Source organism: Acidiferrobacter sp. SPIII_3 (genome assembly GCF_003184265.1).
GTDB lineage: Bacteria > Pseudomonadota > Gammaproteobacteria > Acidiferrobacterales > Acidiferrobacteraceae > Acidiferrobacter.
The window spans coordinates 1399323-1421931 of sequence record NZ_CP027663.1 but is presented as its reverse complement, the minus strand read 5'-3'; the positions used below and the strand labels follow the sequence as shown (position 1 = coordinate 1421931).

Here is a 22609-nt window from a genome sequence, read left to right as displayed (position 1 = left end):
CGGCAAAGATTTTGCGGTATCCATGGCAGTCGGCATAGGTGGGCGTTCTATCGCCTCGGTGGCTCGTTTTGCAATAAGGACTAAAGCCACTATGATAGCGCAAAACCCGCTGGCGCGTTGCATCACCGATGAAGAAACCCGCAGACCCCAATCCCCATGACTTCGATTTTGCGGTCATAGGCTCCGGACTCGCCGGACTGACCATGGCCCTGCATTTGGCCGACCATGGCCGGGTGGCACTGTTTGCCAAAGACGGATTGGTCGATGGTTCGAGCCTCTATGCGCAAGGGGGAATCGCCGCGGTACTGAGTCCCGAGGACTCGTTCGAGTCGCACATCCAGGACACGCTCGATGCCGGCGCCGGCCTGTGCCGGGAGAATGCGGTGCGATTCGTGGTGGAACGCGCCCCGCAGGCCATCCGCTGGCTGATCGCCGAGGGCGCGCCGTTCACCACCCACGATGGCCGCTACCATCTCACGCGCGAGGGCGGCCACAGCCAGCGACGCGTGGTGCATGCCGCCGATGCCACCGGGCGGGCGGTCGAGACCACGTTGGCCGCCAAGGCCGCGGCCCACCCGCGCATCCATATCCTCACCGATCACATCGCAGTCGACCTTGTCACCAGCGCCAAACTCGGCCTAAGCGGTCCCAACCGCTGCCTTGGGCTTTATGCCCTGAACAAGACCACCGGCGCGGTCGACGCCTATGGCGCGCGCCTCACCGCGCTTGCCACCGGTGGCGCCTCCAAAGCCTACCTCTACAGCAGCAACCCCGACACCTCCACGGGCGACGGCATCAGCATGGCGTGGCGGGCGGGTTGCCGCACGGCCAACCTGGAGTTCGTGCAATTCCATCCGACCTGCCTCTACCATCCGCAGGCCAAATCCTTCCTGATCTCCGAGGCCGTGCGCGGCGAGGGTGGCCTCTTGCTTCTGCCCGACGGGACGCGCTTCATGCCCGACTACGACGCGCGCGCGGAACTCGCACCGCGCGACATCGTGGCGCGCGCCATCGACAGCGAGATGAAACGCCTGGGTCTCGACGCCGTCGGCCTCGACATCAGTCATAAGGGGCGCGCGTTCATCGTCGATCACTTCCCGAATATCTATGAACGCTGCCTGGGCTTTGGTTATGACATGGCGCAGGGCCCGATCCCGGTGGTGCCCGCCGCGCACTACACCTGCGGCGGCATCCTCACCGACCTGCGCGGCCGCACCGATCTCGCCGCGCTCTACGCCATCGGCGAATGCGCCTGCACGGGGCTGCATGGCGCCAATCGCCTGGCCAGCAACTCGCTGCTCGAATGCCTGGTGCTCGGGCGCGCCGCCGCCGAGGATGCCGTCACATGCCTGGCCACCACCCCCCCGCCGGTCGCACTCCCGCCGTGGGACGAGAGCCGCGTGACCGATGCCGACGAGGGCGTCGTGGTGTCGCACAATTGGGAGGAGCTGCGGCGCTTCATGTGGGATTATGTGGGCATCGTGCGCACCAACAAGCGCCTGGAGCGCGCCATCCACCGCGTGGGGCTCCTGAACCAGGAGATCCACGAGTACTACGCCAACTTCAAGATCTCAAACGACCTGATCGAGCTGCGCAATCTGGTGCAGGTGGCCGAGCTCATCATCCGCTCCGCGCAATCGCGCACCGAAAGCCGCGGCCTGCACTACTCGCGCGACTACCCGGAGCCCGACCGCACGCGCCCGGCGCGTGACACCGTCCTCACCCCGCCGCACTACGCCCAGGCCTGCCGGGTACCGGGCGACCACTGGCCGTGAGACGACGGCCGACAGGCCCTCAGGCAAAGTACCAGGCGAGCGCCGCGGCCCCGGCCGCCAGGCAGTAATAGCCGAACGGACGCAGGGCCTGCACCTCCTGTTTGCGGAAATAGCGCATCAGGATCCAGGTGCTGAGATAGGCGAACACCCCGGCCAAGAGGCCCGACAGAAAGATCCCACCGAGGTCCACATGGCCCGTGATCCGAAAGAGCTTGGGAATCTCGAGCACCGCCGCCGCGCCTATGATCGGGGTCGCCATGAGGAATGAAAAGCGCGCCGCCACCGCGTAGTCGAAGCCCTTGCCGAGCCCGGCCACCACCGTCACCCCCGAGCGCGACATACCCGGTATGAGCGCCAGCGCCTGGGCGGCCCCTATGATGAGCGCCTTGCCCCAGTTCATATGCTCGAGCGTGTGGTCCGGACGGCGCTTCTTCAGGGCATCGCCGATCAAAAGCACGACACCGTTGACCATGAGAAAGATCGCCGCCACCAGCAGATTGGCGAACAGGAGCTTGATCTTCTTTTCGAACAGAAGGCCGATGAGACCCGCCGGTATCGATGCCACCACCAGCAACCAGAAGAGCCGCGCGTGCTCGTTGCGCGCCCGCCCGCGCGCGCGCCAGAGCCCGACCAGAATGTCGCGCCAATCCCGCCAGAAATAGAGCAGCAGGGCGCTTGCGGTACCGACATGGAGGACCACCAGAAACGGCAGGAAGTCGGGGCTCGCCTTGGCGATGTGCCAACCGAGGATGGTGCGGATGAGGACACTGTGGCCTAGGCTGCTGATCGGAAAGAGCTCGGTGACGCCCTGAACCACCGCCAACACCAACATCTGCCCCAACTGCATCCCGCGCCCCTCGATGTGTTCGCGGCAGTATAAAGGACCGGCCCGCATGCGCCAAGGCGACCACGGGCACCGGGCGGGCGCCTTTCAGTAATGATCGGGTGGCAGCCGCCACCAATAGAACAACGCCAACGCCACCAGCCCCAGGTAGAGTCCGGTAAAGACCGCCGGCGGCCATGCGTGAAAGAGTACCGCCGCCAGCAGCCGCGGCACGAAGGCGCGCGGCGCGCCGGCGCCACCGCGCAGCCGGTATTCCCAGAGCGTCAAGGGACAGGTGATGCCAAACAGCTGCTCGAACGCCACATAGCCGATCGCGACACCATGCAGGACCCGATAGCGGACACTGCGCGTCCACCGCCAAGCGCGCCACGCCCCCAGCGGAATCAGCAGGAAACCGCTCACCACGAACGCCACATAGGCGAAATGCACGACCAGGATCGCATCGGCCCCGTAGGACTGTATCATCACACCGGCCTCCTCGACCCCCGACCTCGATCGCCACCCCGGCGTCGAGCTACGGCACTGGCCGGCCGCAACCCATTGTCCTGCTCGCCCAGGAGTTGCAATTCGCGCATCACGGCTTCCGATATTCGCGCACCGGTCTCCGGAAATCCCCCTCCCCACGGGCCGGACACCCGGCGCGGCATGTCAGGCACACAGGTCCGCCGCCGGCGCTGGGTCCGCCCACACCTGACGATCCCGTCCATCGCGCTTGGCGGCATAAAGGGCGCGATCGGCGCGTGCAATGGTACTGTCGGATTCCGCATCCTTGTCGTCCACGCACGTCGCGCCGATGCTCACGGTCACTGTAATCAGCCGGCCCTGGTACCCAAAGGGCGTGCCACGCACCGCCTCGAGCAGCTTTGCAGCGGTGACGCGCACCCCTTGCGCACCGGTACCCGGCAACACCACCAGAAACTCCTCGCCGCCATAACGCCCGACGACATCGCTGCCTCGCACGGTCGTACGCAGGCGCGCGGCGGCCTGCGCCAACACCTCGTCACCAGCGAGATGTCCCCACTCATCGTTGATCGTCTTGAAATGATCGAGGTCGATCATGAGGACGCCAAACGCCGCGCCGCCCTGGCGCCAGGCCTCGAAATGCTCGCTCAGGTGCTGAAGGACGGCGCGGCGGTTCAAAAGCTGCGTAAGGGCGTCGCGTTCGGCGATGGTGCTCAATTCGCTGTTCACGGCGCGCAGGTGGGCATTGGCGTGATTCATGCGCGCCTCGCGCCACGCGAGCCGGCCATAGAGGCGGTTCACCTCCGCCAAACAGCCGAGGAGCACCGCCAGGGCCGCCGCCAGACTGACGGCGTGGGCGGCATACCAGCCGATGCTAAACCGCCCGTCACCGCGGTGCATGAGCGCGGTATCACACCATATCCCGGTCATGGCCACGAACAGCCAGGTATCGAGCACGGTACGCGCCCTGCGACCATAGGCGAGCGCCGCCATCGCCAACACCATGGCGCTCGGCATCAAGGCCAACAGAAAGGGAGGCAAATGAAAGCGCGTGCCGCCGACGAGCGTCGGCAGATACCCCGACTGTGCAAACGCCAAAGCCGCGACCAGAAAAATCAGCATGATCCCGGCGCTGCCTCGGACAATGCGCGGGAAGTCCGCAAGGTTCGACCAGGCGGCCGGGTACAGGCCATAGGCCGTGACGCCGCCGGCAAAGACTAGGTGCCAGAACACCCATAGCCATGCGGCGGCCTCGCCCATGCGCCCTCCGGCCACGAAGAATGCCGCCGGAAAGAGCCAGGCGTTGGCCGCGACCAAGACCGCACTACCGAGATAGGTGACCGCCAGCACCACCAGTGCCGGCTCCTCGCCGGCACGCGCCTGCCCCCATAGCAGGTAGGCGGTCAACAGATCGGCGAGCGCGGTCAACGAGGCAAGGGCCGGCAGAAAACCCGGCAGGATGAGCACCGGCGCCCGGGCGTGCGTGGCCACAATGAGTGTCACGACCGCAAGCGTCACGATGATGACGGCGGCCGTCATGCGCACCGACGCCGTGGCCGGCGCCTGACCGATCGTCAATACTGGATACTCCTCCCCGTCCTGGCCCATCCCGTGCCCTCGGTTCCTTGTCCTCTGATAATCCTTGCATAGCCCATGCCAGCACACATCGGGTAGGGAGCCGGAATACTCCGGCTCCCTCCCACACCACCGTACGTGCGGTTCCGCATACGGCGGTTCACGAGTGACGCTGAAGATACCGGCTAGTATCAGACATCGAGACCAATCGCAGCCGGTCGAAGAAGGCTTTCGGGAAGGCGTGATTCATATGGCTGGCACCACTGTTCCACCACGGGCCTTGCCCGTTGTGTCCCGAGTGCCAGGCCCGCGCCTCCGGCAGCCCTCGTTTGCGCAGCATCGCGGTACGCCGCTGGCGCGTCTTGGCTTGTCGCCATAACAGGCAACGCAGCCGACGCCGCAGCCAGCCATCAAGTTCCTTCCACACCGTCTTGCTCTCGCTGAGCTGGAAGTAGCCGACCCATCCACGAAGCACCGGATTGAGTGTCTCAATGGTGTGGGTCAGACTGCGCCCGCGCCCCTGACGCAACAGCTCACGCACGCGGCCGGTCAGGCGGGCCACGCTTTGGTGCGCGACCTTGAGCCTGATCCGACCGCCCGCGTTAGTCAGGGTGTAGCCCAGAAACTTGCGCTTCCAAGGCCGCGCACACGCACTTTTCGCTGCATTGACCTGCAACTTCAGGCGTTCCTCAAGGAACACCTTCATAGCGGCCATCACGCGCTGGCCTGCCGCTTCGCTGCGGACGTAGATGTTGCAGTCATCCGCATAACGGCAGAACGCGTGTCCGTGTTTCTCCAGTTCACGATCCCAGTCCGTGAGCAGGATGTTCGACAGCAGCGGCGACAGCGGCCCGCCTTGCGGCGATCCTTCTTCCGTTCGCGTCACGACCCCTCCCGCCATGAAGCCCGCGTTCAGCCATTTGCCTATCAGGCGCAGGATGACCGGGTCCCCAATGCGATGAGCCACCATCTTCAGTAGCCAATCGTGCTGGATGTGGTTGAAATATCCTCGGATGTCGGCCTCGAACAAGTGTCCTACCTTCTTCGTGACGACAATCCCACGTAACGCCCTCAGGGCGCCATGCGGATTTCGTCCTGGCCGAAATCCATACGAGCAATCCAGGAAATCCGCCTCGAACACCGCTTCCAATATCCGTGCTATCGCCCTTTGCAGCAATCGGTCTTCCACCGTTGGTATCCCCAACGGCCTCGTACCTTCCTTGCCGGGACCCTTCGGGATGTCCACGCGGCGTACCGGTGGTGCTCGATAGGTTCCTTGCCTCAAGCGTTCGCCTAGATACCGAACCCGTCTGTCCAAGTCTCGTTCGAACTCTTGCATCGTCTCACCATCGACCCCGCTTGCGCCCCGCCGATTCATCTGCTTCCATGTTTCTTTCAGAAACCCCGGGGTGATCAGATGCGCCAGCGAAGTAAAGCGGCACTTCGAATCTGACTTTGCTTTCCCAACAATCTGGTCCAGTTGCGTTGACACCCTTATCCTACCTCTGTGTGCAGGGAATGTTTCCCCGGACCAGCCACTCAACCTGCCCCGCCGCTTCCCCCTGTACGCGGCTTTCCCGCGCTCCGAGTACTACCAACGGGTCCGACTTCCACCGCAGCCTTTGCTGCCCTCAGGATGGTCCTTTCGGTCAGCATACTCAGCCCATGCAACAGACCAAGACCCCGGTGGATCTCCCAGGTGCCATGACGCTTCCGTTTCCGCCCATGCCGTGCTCTCAGACCCCGCCGGAGTCTCCAGCGACCATCGCCTTTAGCGGTCACCTACTATTGCCTTCCAGGTTTTCGACCCTGTCGGCCTCCGGATGTATAACGAGGCTCCATCGCTTCACTTGCGTTACGGCCTGGACATCGCTCTGTCTACGCTTAACTCATGTCGTTACCTTCATGAGCCCAAGACTCGATTCCCGGTGGGGTGGCTCTTTCCCCTTTCCGGGGCGGGAATTTCACCCGCTGAAAACGCCGGGCTTAACCTGGCGCACCGAAGAACTTCTCCAAGTCCATATCCACCACCCACGCACGGCCGTCCTGCACATACTGCTTGGCAGCACGAACCGCTTGATGGGCGCTGCGCCCCGGCCTGAAGCCGTAGCTCGATGCGGAAAACGTCGGTTCGACGATCGGTTGAAGGACTTGCAGCAGCGCCTGCTGGATCAGCCGATCCAACACCGTCGGAATGCCCAGTGTCCGCACCCCGCCCGAGGGCTTGGGAATGTCCACCGCGCGTACCGCCGATGGCAGGTAACTGCCGTCCAGCAAGGCTGCCCTCACGCTGGGCCAGTGCATCTTCAGTCAGTCCTTGAACGATCCCACCGTCAGGCCATCGACCCCCGGTGCGCCACCGTTGCGAACCACTTTCTGATACGCCGACCACACGTTGCTGCGTTCGATCACGGCCTCCATCAGCCGTGACACCTCCGCTTTCGTTTGCCCGGCTGCCGCCGTGATCGACTCGGCACCACACGGCCTACCCACGGGATACTGTCCCGCCTGTTGGCCCTTGGCCCCGGCTTCCCGGGATTCTGCTTCGTCGTCGCTCATCGAGGTTCAGTCGTCCTAATCGCGGTCTCTCATGTTCGGCCCTTCGGTCGTAACGCACCTACTATGGCCTCGGCTGACTTCTCGCTCCGCCTTGCGGCGTCGCCCTTTCAGGCATGAGGCGAGATCTCCCCGGGTATGACACACCTGCCTTCCCGCTTATGCCTGTCGGATATACGCCACGTCGTCTGTGCAAGTACCGGGCTTTGGCCTTTTTGGCTGCCTCACCCCAACGTGTCGCCTCGTATCCGCTTCCTGTTCGTCAGGCCAGCGTTTTGCTTCCGGCTTCCTCCAGACGCCCGGTCACCCGCAACGCCCTTGCCTTCTGCTAACCCTTCCCCTTGCCGGGTGGATAGAGGACTTTCACCTCCAAGCAGGTGCGCCCTGCCGGGCGCACCAAAAAAAAGGGGGCGCAAGCCCCCTTCGTAGATCCCTGCGCAGCCCGCTAGGCGCGGGTCGCCCAGGGGGAGTTAGGACTCCCCGCCCACCGATTCGAGGCGCGAACGCCCCACCGGTCCGCGCCCGTCCCGGCCCTGCGATCGGCGCGCAAAACTCCGTCCGCCCCCGGGCGCGCCGCCTGGCCGTCCCGTGCGCTGGCGATCCCCGGACCGCTGCGGCCGGCCGGCGCCGGCCGGGGCCGGACCCTTCGCGCCATGCGCCGGGACCTCTGTGACCGGAAAGCCGGCCAGCACGCGCACCGGGATCGGCTGACCGGTGAAGCGCTCGATGCGCTTTAGCGCCCCGTGCTCGGCACGCAAGGCAAACGACACCGCCGCACCGCTCTGACCGGCACGCCCGGTGCGCCCGATGCGATGCACATAGTCTTCGGCGGAGCGCGGGAGATCATAATTGAAGACATGCGAGATCGCGGCGACATCGATGCCGCGCGCGGCGACATCGGTGGCCACCAGCACGCGCACCGTGCCCGCACGAAACTGCGCCAGCGTGCGGTTACGCGCGCCCTGGCGCATATCGCCGTGCAGGGCCGCGGCCGTGTGTCCGTTCTGGCCGATGGCCGTGGCCAACCGGTCGGCGCCGTGCTTGGTGCCGGTGAACACGATCGCCTGGCCCATCGCGTCTTCGTTCAGCAAGGCCATCAGCATCGCCTTCTTTTGCGTGACGTCGCTCACGTAATGGACGTGCTGGGCGATCTTGGCATTCTGGGCCTCGGTGGGGGCGATGCGGATGCGCTCCGGGTCCTTCAAAAGCCGGCCGGCGAGCGTCGCGATACGACCCTCGAAGGTCGCCGAGAACATCACCGTCTGGCGGGTCGCGGGGGTCGCCGCCATGATCCGTTCGACATCCGTGAGAAAGCCCATATCGAGCATGCGGTCGGCCTCGTCTAGGATCACGACCTCAAGACGCGAAAAATCGACACGCCCGCGCTCCATATGGTCGAGGAAACGTCCCGGGGTCGCCACTAGGATGTCCAGCGGCCGCATGAGGAGCTTTTGCTGCGGCGGATAAGGGACCCCGCCCACGATGGTCCCGAGACGCAGGTGCGGGAGCCCCTTGGCGTACAGGGATGCGGCATCCCGCACCTGGGTCGCGAGCTCACGCGTGGGGGTCAGCACCAGGGCCCTCGGGCCGCGTCCGGCGGGCGCCGGGCGCGTCTCCAGGCGCTGCAGCGTCGGCAACAGGAAGGCCGCGGTCTTGCCGGTCCCGGTCTGGGCGCAGGCCATGACGTCGCGACCGGCGAGTACCGCCGGGATCGCGCTCGCCTGAATGGGGGTGGGCTGTTCGTAACCGGCGGCCTCGAGGGCATTCAACAACGGGGCGGCGAGATTCAGTGATGCAAAGGACATGAAGACTCCTGAAAAAACCTAGGGAAGCGGCGCGCGGCCGCACACCATCGGCACCTCAAGGCGGCGATGGTCATGACGGGATTAGGGTAACGACTGACGGAGGTCGGGACGTGCGGGATACGGTGCTATCGACAACACTACAGACATTAGCCATCCTGAGCTGCCATTATGCGGCCAAAGGCCCCTGTTGCGCAATGGGGAGTGCTCCCTTTCGCCAGGACGCGTACTAAAACGCGCCGCTATGCGCCATGGCATGCCTCTGCTCAGCCTTCATGCGTATCAACGTCACACGATTTTCGATGACCATATAGGTCGTCGGGTTCGGCCAGCGGCGCTTGACGATGATCTCAAAGCCATACGGCAGATCCCAGCGCGCCCGCGCCCGGCCGATGGAGGACTGCCCTTTCATGTGGGTCGGCGGCCCGTACTTGGCGGTCACCATCTTCAACACCTCGCGGAAATGCCGGGTGCTGATGAAGCTCGGGAATGTGTAGACGGCCTTGACGAAGCGCCCGCCACGCGTGTAGCTCACGGCGAGCTTGCTTGCGTGTTTCAGGACCCCGTTGACCTCATAGAGGTCATACCACCGGTGTCGGCCGTGGGGGGCAAGCGTCATATGGGCGTTGGTCAGCGCGCGCGTCAGGGTGGCGCGGGTCGCGGTCTGCAGCAATACCCCAAACAGCGAGGGCCGCGGAGGCGCGGGGGGATGGGCCGCGCCCGCCACGAGTACGGCCAGCACCGCCACGCTCAGGGTGCGACGCCAGCCCCGGGCCCTCACCGGCATGGCTAGATCCTGCGCCATACGCTGGCAATCCACCGGGCGTGCGCCACCGGTACGTCCCCGGGGCGATAATAATGCGACACCGGCGCAAAGCCCGCCGCCTCGACGAGCGATCGCCACGAAGGCCAGTCGTACAACACCGCATAGCGCCCATCCCGATACCCCTCCTCGCCGGTCCCGCGCGGGTTCGAGGCAAAGAACACGCCATCGGCGCGCAAGGCGGCATGCAGCCGCGCCAACACCAGCGGCAGGCTCTGGCGCGGGACATGAAACAAGGAGGCATTGGCGTAAATGCCGTCGAACCGCCCCCGCGGCAGATCCAGATCCAAGAAATCCTGCTGCCAGACCTCACAATTGCTGTATGCTCGGGCCATGGCCACGAAGCGAGCCGCGCCCTCTACGCCGATCGCCCGATGGCCGAGCTCGGAAAAGGCCTTAAGATCGCGGCCGGGGCCGCAACCGAGATCAAGGATCGTCCATGGGCCGCCGGGGCCGAGCGCGGCCAGTAACGCACTGCGGTTTTGCGTCACGTCATGGTCGCGAGTGGCCGCCCAAAACGCCGCCGCACGGCCCTCATAATGGGCCAGGGTGGCATCGAGCAACGCCCGCAACTCCACGGAAGGTAGCGACATGACCATAAGCTTAGACTATCCAGGAACACCGCGCGATACCGGCGATTCCCGACGTGTTCGCCCCCACCCATCGATCCGCCTCGCGCCGATCTTGCTGGCGCTTCTGGTGGCCGCCGCGCCGCAGGCCCTGGCGCGGCGCCCCCCATGGGCGGTGGGTGTGAATATCGGCGCCTCCCGGGCCTCCGGGGACGGCACCTCGAAGGATTTCGGACTCGCGTTAAGCTACCTGCCGTTATCATGGCTCGGGGTGCGTGCCGGGTATGAATCCGTGACCGCCTACGAGATGACGCTCGCCGAACTCACCGCGGTCGCCGCGGTGCCTTTGAGCGCGCGCCTGCGCCTCATCGCCATGGCCGGCGGCGCGCATTGGAGTGAAAGCCCCAACGGGCGGGGCGGGGCCCACGGCTTCAATCCGCTCGTGGCCGCGGGCCTGTCCTACCGCCTGGCACGGCCGTGGGGCGTGCGCCTCCAATACCAGTACATCATCGGCCGCGGGGCGCTCACGCAGAGCCTGCGAAGCGTCCTGCTCAGCATCCGCTACCGCCTGTAAGACGCCAGCCGCTCAGCCGGCGGGCGGCAGGGCGTTCGCCCAGGTCTCGGTGACACGCGTGCCGCCCTGCAGGAGCGCGGCATGGATGGTGACCGGTGCCGAGCCCGTGCGCACGATGCCAAACTGCATGCGGATGTCGCCCGCGACATTGCGCGTAAGCCACGGCTTGACGACGCGCGCCGGACCATAGGCATGCACCACCGGGGCGAGCGCCGCGGGGCTGAACCGCGCCAGCACCGGCCCCTTAAAGTCGATGACGTAGGTCTGCGTGTGCGCCGGGCGCTGCGCGCGCCGCCAGGCCGTGACATAACCGAGATGCGCGCCGCGCGGATCATCGCCGGTCCAATTGATGCGGTAATGGAAGGTCATGGGCGTGAGTGCCGGCGGCTGGTTCTTCGGCACCCAGAAGGCCGAGATGTTGTCGTTGGTCTGGGTGGTGGTCGGCAGCTCCACCAACACCAGATGCCCGGGGCCCCAGTCGCCCTCCGGCGTCACCCAGGCGTTCGGACGCCGCTCGTAATGCATGCCGTAGGCGCGATAGTCACCGGCGCGGCGCGCCCTCTGCATGAGCCCAAAGCCGCCCGGGTTCGTCTCGGGGAAGCGGTAGATGGCGATGCGCTTGGGGTCGCGCAATGGCCACCACTGCCGCCCGCCATCGGGCAGCGCCATGGCAAGCCCGTCGGAATCGTGCGCGGAACGGATCATGGGATCGAAGCGACGATGGCTGAACCGCCCCTGGAGGAACATGCTGGTGAGCGGTGCTATCCCCAGGCGCCGGACATGCTGGCGCTCGAACAAGACCTCTTTGACATCAACGACGGTGTCGGCCCCGGGACGCACCACGAAGCGGTAGGCGCCCGTGAGGCTCGGGCTGTCTAGCAGCCCGCAAAACGCCAGATGGCGGGCGTGCGCATGGGCCGCGAACACCCAGAACTCCCGGAAATACGGGAATTCCTCGGCGCGGTGCGGGAGCGCCGTATCGACCGCCACTCCGCGCGCCGACAGCCCCCAGGACTGTCCGGCCCCGACCGCGCGGAAGTAGCTCGCGCCCAACACCGACAGGAACTCATCGACCGCCGGACCCTTGCCAAAGCCGGTGAAGGCGCTAAAGCCGGCCGGCGGGATGGTCTTCGGCAGGCGCGCCGCGAGCTTGGGGTCGCCGGCCACCGTGATCGGCAGTTTGGGCGTAATGTGCTGCGTGCCGGAGATGATGTGGATCGTTTCCGGCCAGGTGAAGAGATAGCCGGCCGGATACAGTTGGATATGAAACGGCGTACCGGCCGGCCACCCCGGGACACGGCCGGCATAGGAGATCTTGCTGTATTGCGAAAAATCGAGCTTGCGCAGGCCCTTGGAGACCTGCCCTGGCGCCTTGTAGGGGGCCGCCGCCAGCGCCCGGGCGCGGGCCACCACTTGCCCGAAAAACGCATCCGCGGCGGCCTTGGTGATCGCCACCGGCCGCGGCGCGATCTTCGGCGCCACGCGGTGCATCGTCTGGCGCTCCTGGGCGCGCAGCCGCCCGAGGCCTTGCGCGAGCTGTTGCTGCTCGCCTGCGATCTGCGCGATAGCCTGCGCGAAGGCCTGGTCGGAAATCTTGCGCTCGCGGCGCAGGGTCTTGACCGCCGCCAGCGCCTGATGGCCCTTCTGGTCGGCCTTCTTGGCCTCGAGCGCAACCTTGCGGACCGCCCCGGTGGTCGCGCAGCCGGTCAAGGCCACGGCCGCGGCGCCGATGATCATCATCGGCCAGAAACTCTGTCTACCCACAATCCCCCCTGATATCTTGAAAACCGTGCACGACGCTAATGGTGCATCTGGACGAACGGCGGCGGTGTCGGCCGATCGACCGGCGTCATATCGTCTGTGAGCCAATACCGGGCGCGCGGCGTGCGCAATGCCCATACCCGCCAGTGCAGGGCCGCCACGCTGTCACGGTCATTCAAGAGCCGCAGCCTGTCGCTTGCGCTCAACGCCGCCGGCCCATCCTTGATGGCCGTCAGGATCAGCTGCTGACGGCTCAGCACCATGCCCTCGTGACGGCTCTCGGACGGACGCAGGAGCGCGCAGTGCAAGGCGTTCACCCCCGGATCGATGATCGCCGCAAGGAATCCCCGGGCGGCGGTGCAACGCGCAAGGCCGGGCGCCGCCAGCGCCTGTCGATAGAGACGTAAAAGCGCCGGCGGATCGGTCTCCTCGGGCGTCACAAACAACCCCAGATCCCGCGCCTTGCGCCCCGGTCCCACGCGGCTTAGCCACACCGATACGGGTATGGCCACGACCCACGCCCCCATGACCGGCAGCAGCCACCAAAAGTAGGATGGGCTCAGGATGTAGACTAAGCCCCCCCAGGTGATGGCGAGCGCCGTGCCCGGACCATGGTGACGCGCCGCCTCCCGCCAACCGGTGCTGGCATCGCCGCGCGCCTGCGGACCCCATTGGGTCTTGCGCCCGATGAGCACCGAGATCACGAACACCGTGTGAAAGAGCATGCGCACCGGCGCCAGCAACGAGGACACCAGACTCTCGGCAAAGACCCCGGCCAGCAAGCGCCCCGCCCCCCCGAAGCCCCGTGTGCGCCGGTTCACGATCGCAAGCGCGATCGCGAGGAGCTTGGGGACGAACAGGATCGCGAGCGTAAACCACAACAGCATCGCCGCCCACTCCGGGTGCCACACCGGCCATACCGGGAACAATACATGCGCGCGCGGGAAATAGCGCGGCGGGATGAGGACGTGCAGGATCACCTCGGCGGTCGACAGCAGCAAGAACGCCAGCCACAAAAGCGACGATCCGTAGGACATGATGCCGTTTGCGAACACCACGCGGTGCAGCGGCACGAAACCGCGCGCAAAGATGAGGCGCGTATGTTGGATATTGCCCTGCGCCCAGCGCCGGTCGCGCCTCAATTCGTCGAGCAAGGTCGGTGGCGTCTCCTCATAGCTGCCCTCGAGCGCAGGCTCAAGCCAGACCTCCCATCCGGCGCGCCGCAACAACGCCGCCTCGACGAAGTCATGACTCATGATCTCGCCGCCGAAGGCCCCGGAACCCGGCAGGCGCGGCAGCGCGCAGTGATGCACGAACGGCGCCACACGGATGATGGCGTTGTGGCCCCAGTAATGGCCCTCGCCCATGTGCCAAAAATGCAGCCCGGCTGCGAACACCGGGCCATACAAACGGCTTGCGAACTGCTGGACACGGCCAAACAGGGTGTTCTGGTGGATGGCCGCCGGCAAGGTCTGGATCAGACCCACGGAAGGATTATGCTCCATGAGGTCCACGAGCCGCCCGAGGGCCTCACCGGTCATGAGGCTGTCGGCGTCGAGCACCACCATATAACGGTATTGAGAGCCCCAGCGCCGGCAGAAATCCGCGATATTACCGCTCTTGCGCTTGATATTGAGGCGCCGGCGCCGGTAGTAGATGCGCGCATCGGCCCCCAGGCGCGCACGCAGCCCGGCCCACGCCACCTCCTCTTCCACCCAGGCATCAGCGTCATTGCTGTCACTGAGCAGGAAAAAATCGCACTGCGCGAGGCGTCCGGCGGCCTCCAGGGATCGGTACACGCTCTCGATACGCGCGCACACCGGGTGCGGGTCCTCGCGAAACACGGGGACGACGAGCGCCACGCGCGCATCGCCCGGGGTGGCGACCGGCACCTTCAGGCGCGAGCGTCTGCGAAACAGTAACAGCAGCGCGCCCGCAAGCGAGATCCAAAGCCCGACCGATATCCATCCGAACAGACAGCCGAACACCACCGCCAAGGCATCATTCAAGACCGTAAAGCCCGGGTGCGGAAGCACCTGGAGCAGGAACTCGCCGGCCACCACGCCTGGCATCAATACCAGCACCGCCAGCAACAGACCCCGCCACACCCCCCCGTAACGCGATGCGGGCCCGCGCCGTGGACCGCCGCTCATGAACGCACTCGCTCTGACGCCATCGGCTGGCGCGTGAGCGGGGGCGTAAGCGGCAGGGTGGCAAGCCTCGCAGGCTCGGCCTGCAACCACACGGACAAGCGCGCAAGCGCCGCGCATTCCGGGTCATCGGCGACATGCGGGGCACGCGCTGCGAGCTCCGCGACGAACATGGCGCGCAAGCGCGCGAACGCCTCGCCGCCGCCCGTGGCGCCCTCGCAGGCCTGCTGTGCCCAGGCCTCGGCGCGCGATGCCTCAAACCCGAGGACCGTAAGATAGGCGCGCACCCGCCCACGTATCTCCGCAGGTTCGGCCACGTCGAGCGGAATCGTACGCACCCGCCTGTGCGTTCGCTCGTCTACTGTCACACCATCCCCTTCATCACATCCGCCCTTGCGCCCGCGCCTTGCCGTCACGACCTTGCCTGCCCGCACCCCGTTTAAGTCCATAGGGCCTCACGGAAGTTCCATACGCCGGACCGAACCATGGCCGGATTGTGCCAAGCCGGCCGCCGGGCCGGTCTCCGACGAAGGTCCGCCCCCCTCCATTATCCCAGTTGCAAGGCCCGCAGAACTAGCGTAGCTTATCCCCATTGCAGCTGCTCTTTAGGACGTTACACGAACGGACGTTACACGAAGTTTCACTCGGCAATTTCCCGTATATCTCCTTCGATCCTGCAATTATACCCGGATAACGGGGATCAGTTCTTCATACACATCGAGGCAATACCAGAATGGCAACAGGAACAGTGAAGTGGTTCAATGAAGCGAAGGGTTTCGGTTTCATTTCCCCCTCGGACGGAAGCGCGGACGTATTCGTGCATTTCTCGGCTATCAGCGGCTCGGGCTTCAAGACCCTTGCCGAAGGCCAGGCCGTGACCTACCAGGTCGAGAAGGGACCGAAGGGTCTTCAGGCCACTCAGGTCACACCGGCCTAAGCCCGAAAAAGGCTTAAGACCTGTCGTAGACCGGCCGGCGGTCCCCTCGGGGCCGCCGGTCTTTCCGTTTGGGGTCCCGTTGATCACTCCTCGCGCTTGCGGGTGAGCGCCTCCTTCAGCCCCGCAAACGGGTTATGCTTGGCCTCCGCCGGGGCCGTGGGCTTGCTCGTGAGCCCGAAATCCGCGTACGCCCCGATCACCGCGTACGAATACTTCTGGTGCTCCCAATCATGGCAGTACAGGCAGAGATTCTCCCAGTTGCTACCATCGGGCGGGTTGTTGTCGTGGTTATGATCCTTATGGTGGACGGTCAGTTCGTGCAGATTGCTGCGATCGAAGGCGCGGCCACACCGCGCGCACACATGCGGGTGAAGCCGTAGCGACTGCTCGCGGTAGCCGCCCATGCGCGTGTCCGCCTCTTTATGGGCGCGCGCCACGATGGCATCGAGGCGCCCGCCATCCAGACCCTCTCCCGGCCGTCGCGACCCCCCATTTTTCTTCATGGATTCCTCGCTCCCTGATAAATCGCGATGCTGATCGCAGGCGCCCTGATGGATCGAGGCCCGGCCGTCGCCGGCCTCCCCGCACGCGCGCCCGAACACGAGCACCGGCGCCGCACCTGGGCACATACCATCGTATCCCCGCAAGCCATGCCCCGGCCTTCCGCCGCCGCGTCTACCACGCATCCCTATCCTGGTCTGCGCCAGCCGCACTCCGGCGTGCGTCGTGCGGCGCGCCCCCGCCCCCTAAAAGCGGTGTGATGGCGGCATCCAGGGTCTCGGGGGTGTAAGGCTTGGGGACCTTGGCCACAAAGCCATAACGCTCATGGTCGGCCATCACCGGATCACTTGAATAGCCACTCGAGACGATCGCCACCACACCTGGATCGAGCGCGCGCAAGCGCTCCAGCGTGGCAAGTCCCCCGAGGCCGTCGCGCACCGTAAGATCGAGGATGACAATGTCATAGCGCTTCTTTCGGTATTCGCGGAGCGCCGCCCCGCCGTCGGCGGCGACACACACCTCGTAGCCGAGATGCGTCAACATCGCCTGCGTGACCTTGCGGATCGGCTCCTCGTCGTCCATGAATAGGATACGCGCCTTGGGCGGTCTGACGGAACCCCCCGCCTGCGATGCAGGCGCTTCTTCACTTGGCCGCGGAAGATAGAAACGCACACGGGTACCCTCCCCTGGACGTGACTGGACATCGATGCGCCCGCCATGCTCGCCCACGATGCGCGCGCTCGTGGTCAACCCAAGCCCGCTACCCTGCGCCTTGGTCGTGAAAAACGGATCGAAGATGCGCGCCACGTCCTGCTCCTCGATGCCGACACCCCGATCCACGCAGTCGATACGCACATAATCCCCGGCCGGAAGCGCGGTCTCGTGCCCGTCCAGGGACACGTTGCGCGCCAGGATCTCCACGGACCCGCCCCCCGGCATCGCCTGCTGGGCATTGATGACGAGGTTATTCATGACCTGGCTCAGCTGCCCCTCGTCACCGCGGACCTTCCACAGGTCGCGGGCGATAAGCACGTGGGCACGAACGTTCGACCCCCCCAGGGCGAAGCGCGCGGTCGACTCGATCAAGGCCGCGAGATCCACCACGCCGCGGGCCGCGCGCTCGCCCTTGGCGAAACCGAGCAGCTGGCGGGTGAGGCCCTGCGCGCGCATCGCCGCCTTCTCGGATTCAAGGAGAAAGGCCGCGGCCTCCGAAACCGGCCCGAGCTTCATGCGCGCGAGCGCGAGGTTCCCCACGATCGCCGCGAGCACGTTGTTGAAATCGTGCGCAATCCCACCCGCGAGCGTACCGAACAGCTCCCACTTGCTGGCACGCAGCGCCTCTTCCTGGGCCCGGCGCTGCTCGGTGATATCCATCGCCACCCCGCCGGCGCCGGCGATCACCCCCTCCGCCCCCAACACCGGCAACCAGCGTATCTCCACGAGCCCGCCGGCCACTCCCAGGACCGCGGTAAACCGCTCGCCGCGCAAGGCGCGTGCCAGCTGGGCCGCGAAGCCCGCCGCCGCGCCCCCGGGCATGCCCAGAAATGGGCGGCCGATGAGCCCCTCGGCCTTGAAACCGAGACTCTCGAGCGCACGCCCCTTCAGCAAGGTCATCTGGCCCTGCGCATCGCAGGCAAACAGCACCACGGGCGCGGCATCGACCACCGCGCGCAGGCGCTCCTCGGCCTGCGCCAGGGCCCGCTCCGCGGCGCGGTGGGCGGTGATGTCGCGGGCGATCTTGGAGGCCCCGACCACGCGGCCGAGGAGGTCATAGACCGGCGAGATCGTAAGCGACACCTGGATCAGACGTCCGTCCTTGCGCACCCGGATGGTCTCGTAGGGCGGCACCCGCTCGCCTGCGCGTATGGCCGCAAGGATACGCTCCTCCTCGTCGCAGCGATCCGGCGGGATCAGCATCGTCACCGGCTGGCCGACCGCCTCCTCGGCGCGGTAGCCAAACACGCGCTCGGCCCCGCGGTTCCATGACTGGATCACGCCATTCAAGGATTTGCCCACGATCGCATCCTCCGAGGATTCGACGATCGCCGCCAGATGCAGGCGCGCGGCCTGCTGCTGGGCGCGCGCCATGCTGAGTGTGCGCGGGGCGAGGCGGCCGACCTCGGCGACACCGATGACCTGGCCGTGCTCATCTTCTATCGGGTGTAATTCGGCGAGCACCGCAAGCGGCGTACCGCTCTTGTGGCGGCGGTTAAGCTCGAGCGCGCGCCGCCCGCGCAGATCCGCGGGTGGCCAGGGGGTGTGCCCGGGGATGCCGAGCAGCGGTCGCGCGTCACACCCGATCATCTCCCGGGCCTCATAACCATAGAAACGGGTGGCCCCGTCGTTCCAGACCAGCACCCGCCCGTCACGGGTCCAGCCGATCATCGCCTCGGCCGAGACCTGACCGAGGACCTCCCAGGCGCGATGCCGCCATGCCTCCCGCTGTACCGCCACCGCCCACCCTCCGCGTCACGATGGCGCCAGTGTGAACCGCGATCAGCGCGGCAACAAGCTGAGCCGCGGTGCCGGATCGCGCAATCGCCTGCGTTTAAAGCCCGTTCCAGGCCTCGGTCACAAACCCTCGCGCGACGCGCGCCACGCGCGCGTGAGGGACGACAGCGCCACGCGCTGCCCCCCGCCGGCATCGAAGTTCGCGGGATCCAGCCAGCGCGCCAGGATCCGCGCAAGCCCCGGCCACTCGTCATCGGTGATGGCAAACCAGGCGCTGTCGCGATTGCGGCCCTTGACCACCGCCGCCTTGCGAAACGTGCCCTCATAGCGGAACCCGAGACGCAGCGCCGCTGTGCGCGAGGCTTGATTCAGGGCATCGCATTTCCACTCATAACGGCGATAACCGAGCGCGAAGGCGTGCGCCATCATGAGCACCATGGCCTCGGTGGCCGCCGGCCGGCGTTGCAACAACGGGGAAAAGACCAGCGCCCCCACCTCGATCGATCCGGCCTCGGGATTCATGCGCAGATAGGCGGCGCTACCCACCGCCTGCCCGCTGGCGCGATCCACGATGGCGTAGAACCACGGGTCGATACTGTGTTGCGCGCCGGCAAGCCACGCCCGATAGTCGGCGAAATCCGCGAACGGCCCGTGCGGAAGATAGGTCCACAGGCGGCCCTCACGGTCGAGGCCATGGGCATCGTAGAGGGCCTGCGCGTGGCGCATCGCATCCACCCGTTCGACCGTGCACAACCGCCCGCTGAGCGCGCGCTCATCCGGATACGGCGGCGGCCGCCAGCCGACCACCGGCAGCCCCACCTCCTGCCCCAAGGGATTCCTTTCGGTCCTTGCCATGACGCCTCCCGCGCCTGACCCTATCATGGCCGGGGCCGGCCGGTCATCCCCGAGCCGCAGACCAGTCCCGGCGTCTAGCGGGCGATGCGCGGGGCGAACAGCGTATAGCGCCAGGTCTCCGAGAGGCGCTGACCGGACACGCTAAGCCAGGCGCGCACATGGATATTGCGCCCGGCCATCGGCAACACCTGCAGGACCTGGCGATAGCCGTGTGTATAGGGGTTGTAGCGCACGCTATCCTGGGTGACGAAGGTATCGGGACGTACCCGCACCGTTCCGGCAACGGCATGATCCGGGAGCCGCCGGGCGATTGCCCCTCCGGCATAGTCGATGACGTACATGCGCGCCCCGCTCCGGGCATTGCCGCCCATGAGCGTGGACACCACGATCGCGCGATCTCCGCGATCCCGGGCGGTACGCGTCCATGTGAGGCGATAGCGCAGCGTCTCGCGATCCTGCGCACGCGGCCCGAACATCACCCACACATTGGGCGCGGCGCGTCCCGCGGTGGGCCGCTCGCGCAGCACCACCCGCGTCCCGCGCCCGGGCCAATGGACGATGACATCCGGGGCATCCTGGGGGCGCGCGGCATGCACGCCATAATAGCGCCGCGCCCGATCACGCTGCAGGAGACCAAAGGCGCGCACCCCCGGGCCATAGGCCTGCCGCCAGGGGTGACGGGGATTACGCAGTGGCGCCCATGAGGGGCCGCGGGCATCGGTGAACCACAGGCCGTCGGCATCATGGCGCGCCGGGTCGATGGCCATTGCCGACATCGCCGTGCCGACCCCGAAGTCGTAAAATCCGGCAAGCGCCGGCCGATCCCGTCGGGCCACGGCCCTATCCCGATAGGAGGCCACCTCGGTGGCCGTCATGCGTACCGTCCGCCGGCCGGACACCGTCAGATGGTAACGCGCCTGGGCGCCCGGGGCGCCGGCACCCGCCACGGCCACCAGCCGCCCCTCGCGCACCGCCAGGGTCACGTATCGAAACACCCCCCGGGCGCCGAGGGCGCGTACCGATACCCCCCGTGACGCCCCGAGCGGCCGCGCCCAGAACGACCCGTGGCCGACGGCAAACCAGGTCACGCGCCGGCCGCCGCCCCCGGGGGCCGTGACGCGCACGCCCGCGCAGCGTCGCGATCGCCCCCCGGGCACGGTCACGGACAGGCCCCGGCGGCCATCGCCCGCGCACCACACCCAAAGCCCGCCGCGCCCGGCAAGGCGCGCCCAGGGGCGCGCGGACGCGTGGTGTACCGGGGATGGCACGGAAAGCGGCACGATACGCGCGCCCGCGCCCGCCGCCGGAACCCCACCGGGGCCGACCGCCCCATGGCCCACCGCCGTCATCGGCCAGGGGGCCAGGACCGCCGCCAGCACCATCCCGGCGCCCCGCCGGCGCCGCCTGCCGGTCCCCGTCATGTGCCACCGCGTGGGCGCCGCAGCACCTGTATCGGCGGCTCTGCGCGCGCCACCACATAATCCCAGACCTCGCTCACCGGACGACCGCCGGCGATCAGCACCGCGCGGATCCGTAGCGCGCGCGGGCGCTGCGCGGCCACCGTGAAACACAGCCGCACGCGATCGTGGGCCACCGCGCGCAAACGCACATGCGAGATCGGTGTACCCGGGGCCGTGGTCCGCAGGCGCGCCGCAAGGCGCCTGGCCGCGACCAGTCGGCCGAGCCGCGCCCCTTGAAAGTCGACGGCAAAGCGCACCGGGCGGCCCGTGCAGCGGGCGCTGGCGCGGGTGCGCACGACCTGCGCCCGCGATTCCCGCGGTCCCGGCCCGTTCCAGATCAGGGTATAGCGCAGGCGATAGGCGCGCCCGGGGGCCGGCGGGCGCGCCGGCTGCCAGAAGGCGACGATGTTGTCGTTGGTCTCGTTGGGGGTCGGGATCTCGATCAGGGTGGCCTTACCCGGCCCCCATGCGCCACGCGGCCGTATCCAGACGCTGGGCCGCCCCTGATAACGCATCGATATCGACTCGTAGTCAAAGAAGTCCCGATCCCGCTGAATGAGGCCGAAGCCGCGCAGATGGCGGACCGGGAACACGAACTGATGCACGCGCGCGGGATTGGCCAGCTGCCGCCAGCGCATCGCCCGCCGGCTGGCGAGCAGAAATCCCTCGGAATCATGGGCCGCGGGACGCGGATAGGCCCACGGGCGCCGGTCGCACAGGTCATACATATACATGCTGGAGAGCGGGGCCATGCCCAGCTCATACACGCGCCTGCGAAAAAAGAAGGTCGCGCGCACGCGCACATGCACGGCACGCCCGGGGTGGATGCGAAACCGCAGGGCCCCGGTGACGCTGGGACCATTCAGGAGCGCAAACACCGTCAGGGCGCGCGCACGAGGCGCCGGACGGCGGATCCAGAAGGCGATGAAGTGCGGAAATTCCTCGGGGCGCGGGGCGATGGTATCGACCGCCAGGGCGCGCGCCGACAGCCCGAACTGCTCATGCGACCCCTTGGCGCGGAAGTAACTCGCCCCGAGGAACACGATCACCTGGTTGTTGGGGGCCACGGGCGACCGTCCGGGATGATAACCGTTATAGAGCACGCGAAAGCCCGCGTAGCCGATGGTCCGCGGCAGGTGGTGGGGATAGAGGCCCGGAGGGATATGAAACCAGGAGCGCCGGAACCGCAGCGCGTGGACATGCCCGGCGGCCAGCAGCGAGATCGACACCGCGCGCACGAAGCGGTAGCCGGGGGCGAAGAACTGGAGATGCAGACGCCGCCGCGGCCACAAGGTCGCGGTCGGCCGGAAGTGGATGCTGCGGTACTCGTCGTAGCTGAGGCCCGCCAGCTGCGCGATGCGCCGCTGCGGCTTGAAGGGCAGCGCCGCCAATTGCCGGGCCTTGCCGATCACATCGGCGTAATCAAAGGCGTGCGCCGTGGCGAGCGCGCCGCCGGCCAGCACCCAGGCCCCCACGATCGCCCGCCCCCGCCCCTTGCCTCGCATCCACCCCAC

At 66.9% G+C, this 22609-nt stretch carries 18 protein-coding genes and 1 pseudogene; 3 read left to right on the top strand and 16 right to left on the bottom strand.

What is annotated here, in order from left to right; genetic code table 11:
* The first annotated feature begins 128 nt into the window (after positions 1 to 128).
* Positions 129 to 1775: an L-aspartate oxidase gene (gene nadB / locus C4901_RS07095; RefSeq protein WP_110136725.1), complete on the top strand. Its 1647-nt coding sequence runs from the start codon at positions 129 to 131 to the stop codon at positions 1773 to 1775.
* Between the two features lie 19 nt (positions 1776 to 1794).
* Here the strand turns inward: nadB and C4901_RS07090 are convergent, their stop codons facing one another.
* The 8 genes and pseudogenes from C4901_RS07090 to C4901_RS07055 form a co-directional block, all read right to left on the bottom strand.
* Positions 1795 to 2622, bottom strand: a complete 828-nt coding sequence (locus tag C4901_RS07090) for an undecaprenyl-diphosphate phosphatase (RefSeq protein ID WP_110138563.1) — start codon at positions 2620 to 2622, stop codon at positions 1795 to 1797.
* 84 nt (positions 2623 to 2706) lie between these two features.
* Positions 2707 to 3084 (bottom strand): DUF2784 domain-containing protein, encoded by a 378-nt coding sequence (locus C4901_RS07085; RefSeq protein ID WP_110136724.1) that lies wholly within the window; start codon positions 3082 to 3084, stop codon positions 2707 to 2709.
* Positions 3085 to 3267: 183 nt separating this feature from the next.
* Positions 3268 to 4689, bottom strand: coding sequence for a sensor domain-containing diguanylate cyclase (locus C4901_RS07080; protein ID WP_110136723.1), 1422 nt, complete (start codon positions 4687 to 4689; stop codon positions 3268 to 3270).
* A 127-nt stretch (positions 4690 to 4816) separates the two neighbouring features.
* The gene (gene ltrA / locus C4901_RS07075; RefSeq protein WP_205736253.1) at positions 4817 to 6148 is read right to left on the bottom strand and encodes a group II intron reverse transcriptase/maturase; all 1332 of its coding nucleotides are present in this window, start codon (positions 6146 to 6148) and stop codon (positions 4817 to 4819) included.
* Positions 6149 to 6657: 509 nt separating this feature from the next.
* A pseudogene (locus C4901_RS19285) lies at positions 6658 to 7215 on the bottom strand (reverse transcriptase domain-containing protein); the annotation flags it as partial.
* A 467-nt stretch (positions 7216 to 7682) separates the two neighbouring features.
* The gene (locus C4901_RS07065) at positions 7683 to 9017 is read right to left on the bottom strand and encodes a DEAD/DEAH box helicase (RefSeq protein ID WP_110136721.1); all 1335 of its coding nucleotides are present in this window, start codon (positions 9015 to 9017) and stop codon (positions 7683 to 7685) included.
* Between the two features lie 226 nt (positions 9018 to 9243).
* Positions 9244 to 9801, bottom strand: coding sequence for a hypothetical protein (locus C4901_RS07060; protein WP_110136720.1), 558 nt, complete (start codon positions 9799 to 9801; stop codon positions 9244 to 9246).
* Positions 9802 to 9803: 2 nt separating this feature from the next.
* Entirely contained in the window at positions 9804 to 10430 is a 627-nt protein-coding gene (locus C4901_RS07055) for a bifunctional 2-polyprenyl-6-hydroxyphenol methylase/3-demethylubiquinol 3-O-methyltransferase UbiG (RefSeq protein ID WP_110136719.1), read from the bottom strand.
* Here C4901_RS07055 and C4901_RS07050 point away from each other — a divergent pair.
* Positions 10429 to 10980, top strand: coding sequence for an outer membrane beta-barrel protein (locus C4901_RS07050; protein WP_110136718.1), 552 nt, complete (start codon positions 10429 to 10431; stop codon positions 10978 to 10980). The two genes, C4901_RS07055 and C4901_RS07050, sit on opposite strands and share 2 nt — an antisense overlap.
* Before the next feature lie 12 nt (positions 10981 to 10992).
* On the opposite strand, the gene C4901_RS07045 is transcribed toward C4901_RS07050, so the two are convergent.
* The 3 genes from C4901_RS07045 to C4901_RS17610 are packed head-to-tail and all read right to left on the bottom strand — an operon-like array spanning position 10993 to position 15340.
* Positions 10993 to 12744 carry a glucan biosynthesis protein gene (locus C4901_RS07045; RefSeq protein ID WP_168185610.1) on the bottom strand — a complete coding sequence of 584 codons (1752 nt, stop codon included), beginning with the start codon at positions 12742 to 12744 and terminating at the stop codon, positions 10993 to 10995.
* Between the two features lie 35 nt (positions 12745 to 12779).
* Positions 12780 to 14894 carry a glucans biosynthesis glucosyltransferase MdoH gene (mdoH, locus tag C4901_RS07040; protein ID WP_168185609.1) on the bottom strand — a complete coding sequence of 705 codons (2115 nt, stop codon included), beginning with the start codon at positions 14892 to 14894 and terminating at the stop codon, positions 12780 to 12782.
* Positions 14891 to 15340: a hypothetical protein gene (locus tag C4901_RS17610; RefSeq protein ID WP_168185608.1), complete on the bottom strand. Its 450-nt coding sequence runs from the start codon at positions 15338 to 15340 to the stop codon at positions 14891 to 14893. Before C4901_RS17610 ends, mdoH begins: the two co-directional genes overlap by 4 nt.
* 284 nt (positions 15341 to 15624) lie before the next feature.
* Here C4901_RS17610 and C4901_RS07035 point away from each other — a divergent pair, with 284 nt between their 5' ends.
* The gene (locus tag C4901_RS07035) at positions 15625 to 15828 is read left to right on the top strand and encodes a cold-shock protein (RefSeq protein ID WP_065968927.1); all 204 of its coding nucleotides are present in this window, start codon (positions 15625 to 15627) and stop codon (positions 15826 to 15828) included.
* Positions 15829 to 15911: 83 nt separating this feature from the next.
* On the opposite strand, the gene C4901_RS07030 is transcribed toward C4901_RS07035, so the two are convergent.
* The 5 genes from C4901_RS07030 to C4901_RS07010 form a co-directional block, all read right to left on the bottom strand.
* Positions 15912 to 16331, bottom strand: coding sequence for a YajD family HNH nuclease (locus C4901_RS07030; RefSeq protein ID WP_110138561.1), 420 nt, complete (start codon positions 16329 to 16331; stop codon positions 15912 to 15914).
* Between the two features lie 172 nt (positions 16332 to 16503).
* On the bottom strand, positions 16504 to 18783 hold the full coding sequence (locus tag C4901_RS07025) for a PAS domain S-box protein (protein ID WP_110136716.1): 2280 nt from the start codon (positions 18781 to 18783) through the stop codon (positions 16504 to 16506).
* Positions 18784 to 18900: 117 nt separating this feature from the next.
* Positions 18901 to 19635, bottom strand: a complete 735-nt coding sequence (locus C4901_RS07020) for a GNAT family N-acetyltransferase (protein WP_110136715.1) — start codon at positions 19633 to 19635, stop codon at positions 18901 to 18903.
* A gap of 74 nt (positions 19636 to 19709) precedes the next feature.
* Entirely contained in the window at positions 19710 to 21056 is a 1347-nt protein-coding gene (locus tag C4901_RS07015) for a glucan biosynthesis protein (protein ID WP_145960644.1), read from the bottom strand.
* Positions 21053 to 22600, bottom strand: a complete 1548-nt coding sequence (locus tag C4901_RS07010; RefSeq protein WP_110136713.1) for a glucan biosynthesis protein — start codon at positions 22598 to 22600, stop codon at positions 21053 to 21055. The genes C4901_RS07015 and C4901_RS07010 overlap by 4 nt, the downstream gene beginning before the upstream one ends.
* Positions 22601 to 22609 lie beyond the last annotated feature (9 nt).

Excerpts from the sequence above, each read along its gene's own strand:
- nadB (WP_110136725.1), top strand. The coding sequence starts at position 129 with ATGAAGAAACCCGCAGACCCCAATCCCCATGACTTCGATTTTGCGGTC.
- C4901_RS07090 (WP_110138563.1), bottom strand. The coding sequence starts at position 2,622 with ATGCAGTTGGGGCAGATGTTGGTGTTGGCGGTGGTTCAGGGCGTCACC.
- C4901_RS07085 (WP_110136724.1), bottom strand. The coding sequence starts at position 3,084 with ATGATACAGTCCTACGGGGCCGATGCGATCCTGGTCGTGCATTTCGCC.
- C4901_RS07080 (WP_110136723.1), bottom strand. The coding sequence starts at position 4,689 with ATGGGCCAGGACGGGGAGGAGTATCCAGTATTGACGATCGGTCAGGCG.
- C4901_RS07065 (WP_110136721.1), bottom strand. The coding sequence starts at position 9,017 with ATGTCCTTTGCATCACTGAATCTCGCCGCCCCGTTGTTGAATGCCCTC.
- C4901_RS07060 (WP_110136720.1), bottom strand. The coding sequence starts at position 9,801 with ATGCCGGTGAGGGCCCGGGGCTGGCGTCGCACCCTGAGCGTGGCGGTG.
- C4901_RS07050 (WP_110136718.1), top strand. The coding sequence starts at position 10,429 with ATGACCATAAGCTTAGACTATCCAGGAACACCGCGCGATACCGGCGAT.
- C4901_RS07055 (WP_110136719.1), bottom strand. The coding sequence starts at position 10,430 with ATGTCGCTACCTTCCGTGGAGTTGCGGGCGTTGCTCGATGCCACCCTG.
- mdoH (WP_168185609.1), bottom strand. The coding sequence starts at position 14,894 with ATGAGCGGCGGTCCACGGCGCGGGCCCGCATCGCGTTACGGGGGGGTG.
- C4901_RS17610 (WP_168185608.1), bottom strand. The coding sequence starts at position 15,340 with ATGGACTTAAACGGGGTGCGGGCAGGCAAGGTCGTGACGGCAAGGCGC.
- C4901_RS07035 (WP_065968927.1), top strand. The coding sequence starts at position 15,625 with ATGGCAACAGGAACAGTGAAGTGGTTCAATGAAGCGAAGGGTTTCGGT.
- C4901_RS07030 (WP_110138561.1), bottom strand. The coding sequence starts at position 16,331 with ATGAAGAAAAATGGGGGGTCGCGACGGCCGGGAGAGGGTCTGGATGGC.
- C4901_RS07020 (WP_110136715.1), bottom strand. The coding sequence starts at position 19,635 with ATGGCAAGGACCGAAAGGAATCCCTTGGGGCAGGAGGTGGGGCTGCCG.
- C4901_RS07015 (WP_145960644.1), bottom strand. The coding sequence starts at position 21,056 with ATGACGGGGACCGGCAGGCGGCGCCGGCGGGGCGCCGGGATGGTGCTG.
- C4901_RS07010 (WP_110136713.1), bottom strand. The coding sequence starts at position 22,600 with ATGCGAGGCAAGGGGCGGGGGCGGGCGATCGTGGGGGCCTGGGTGCTG.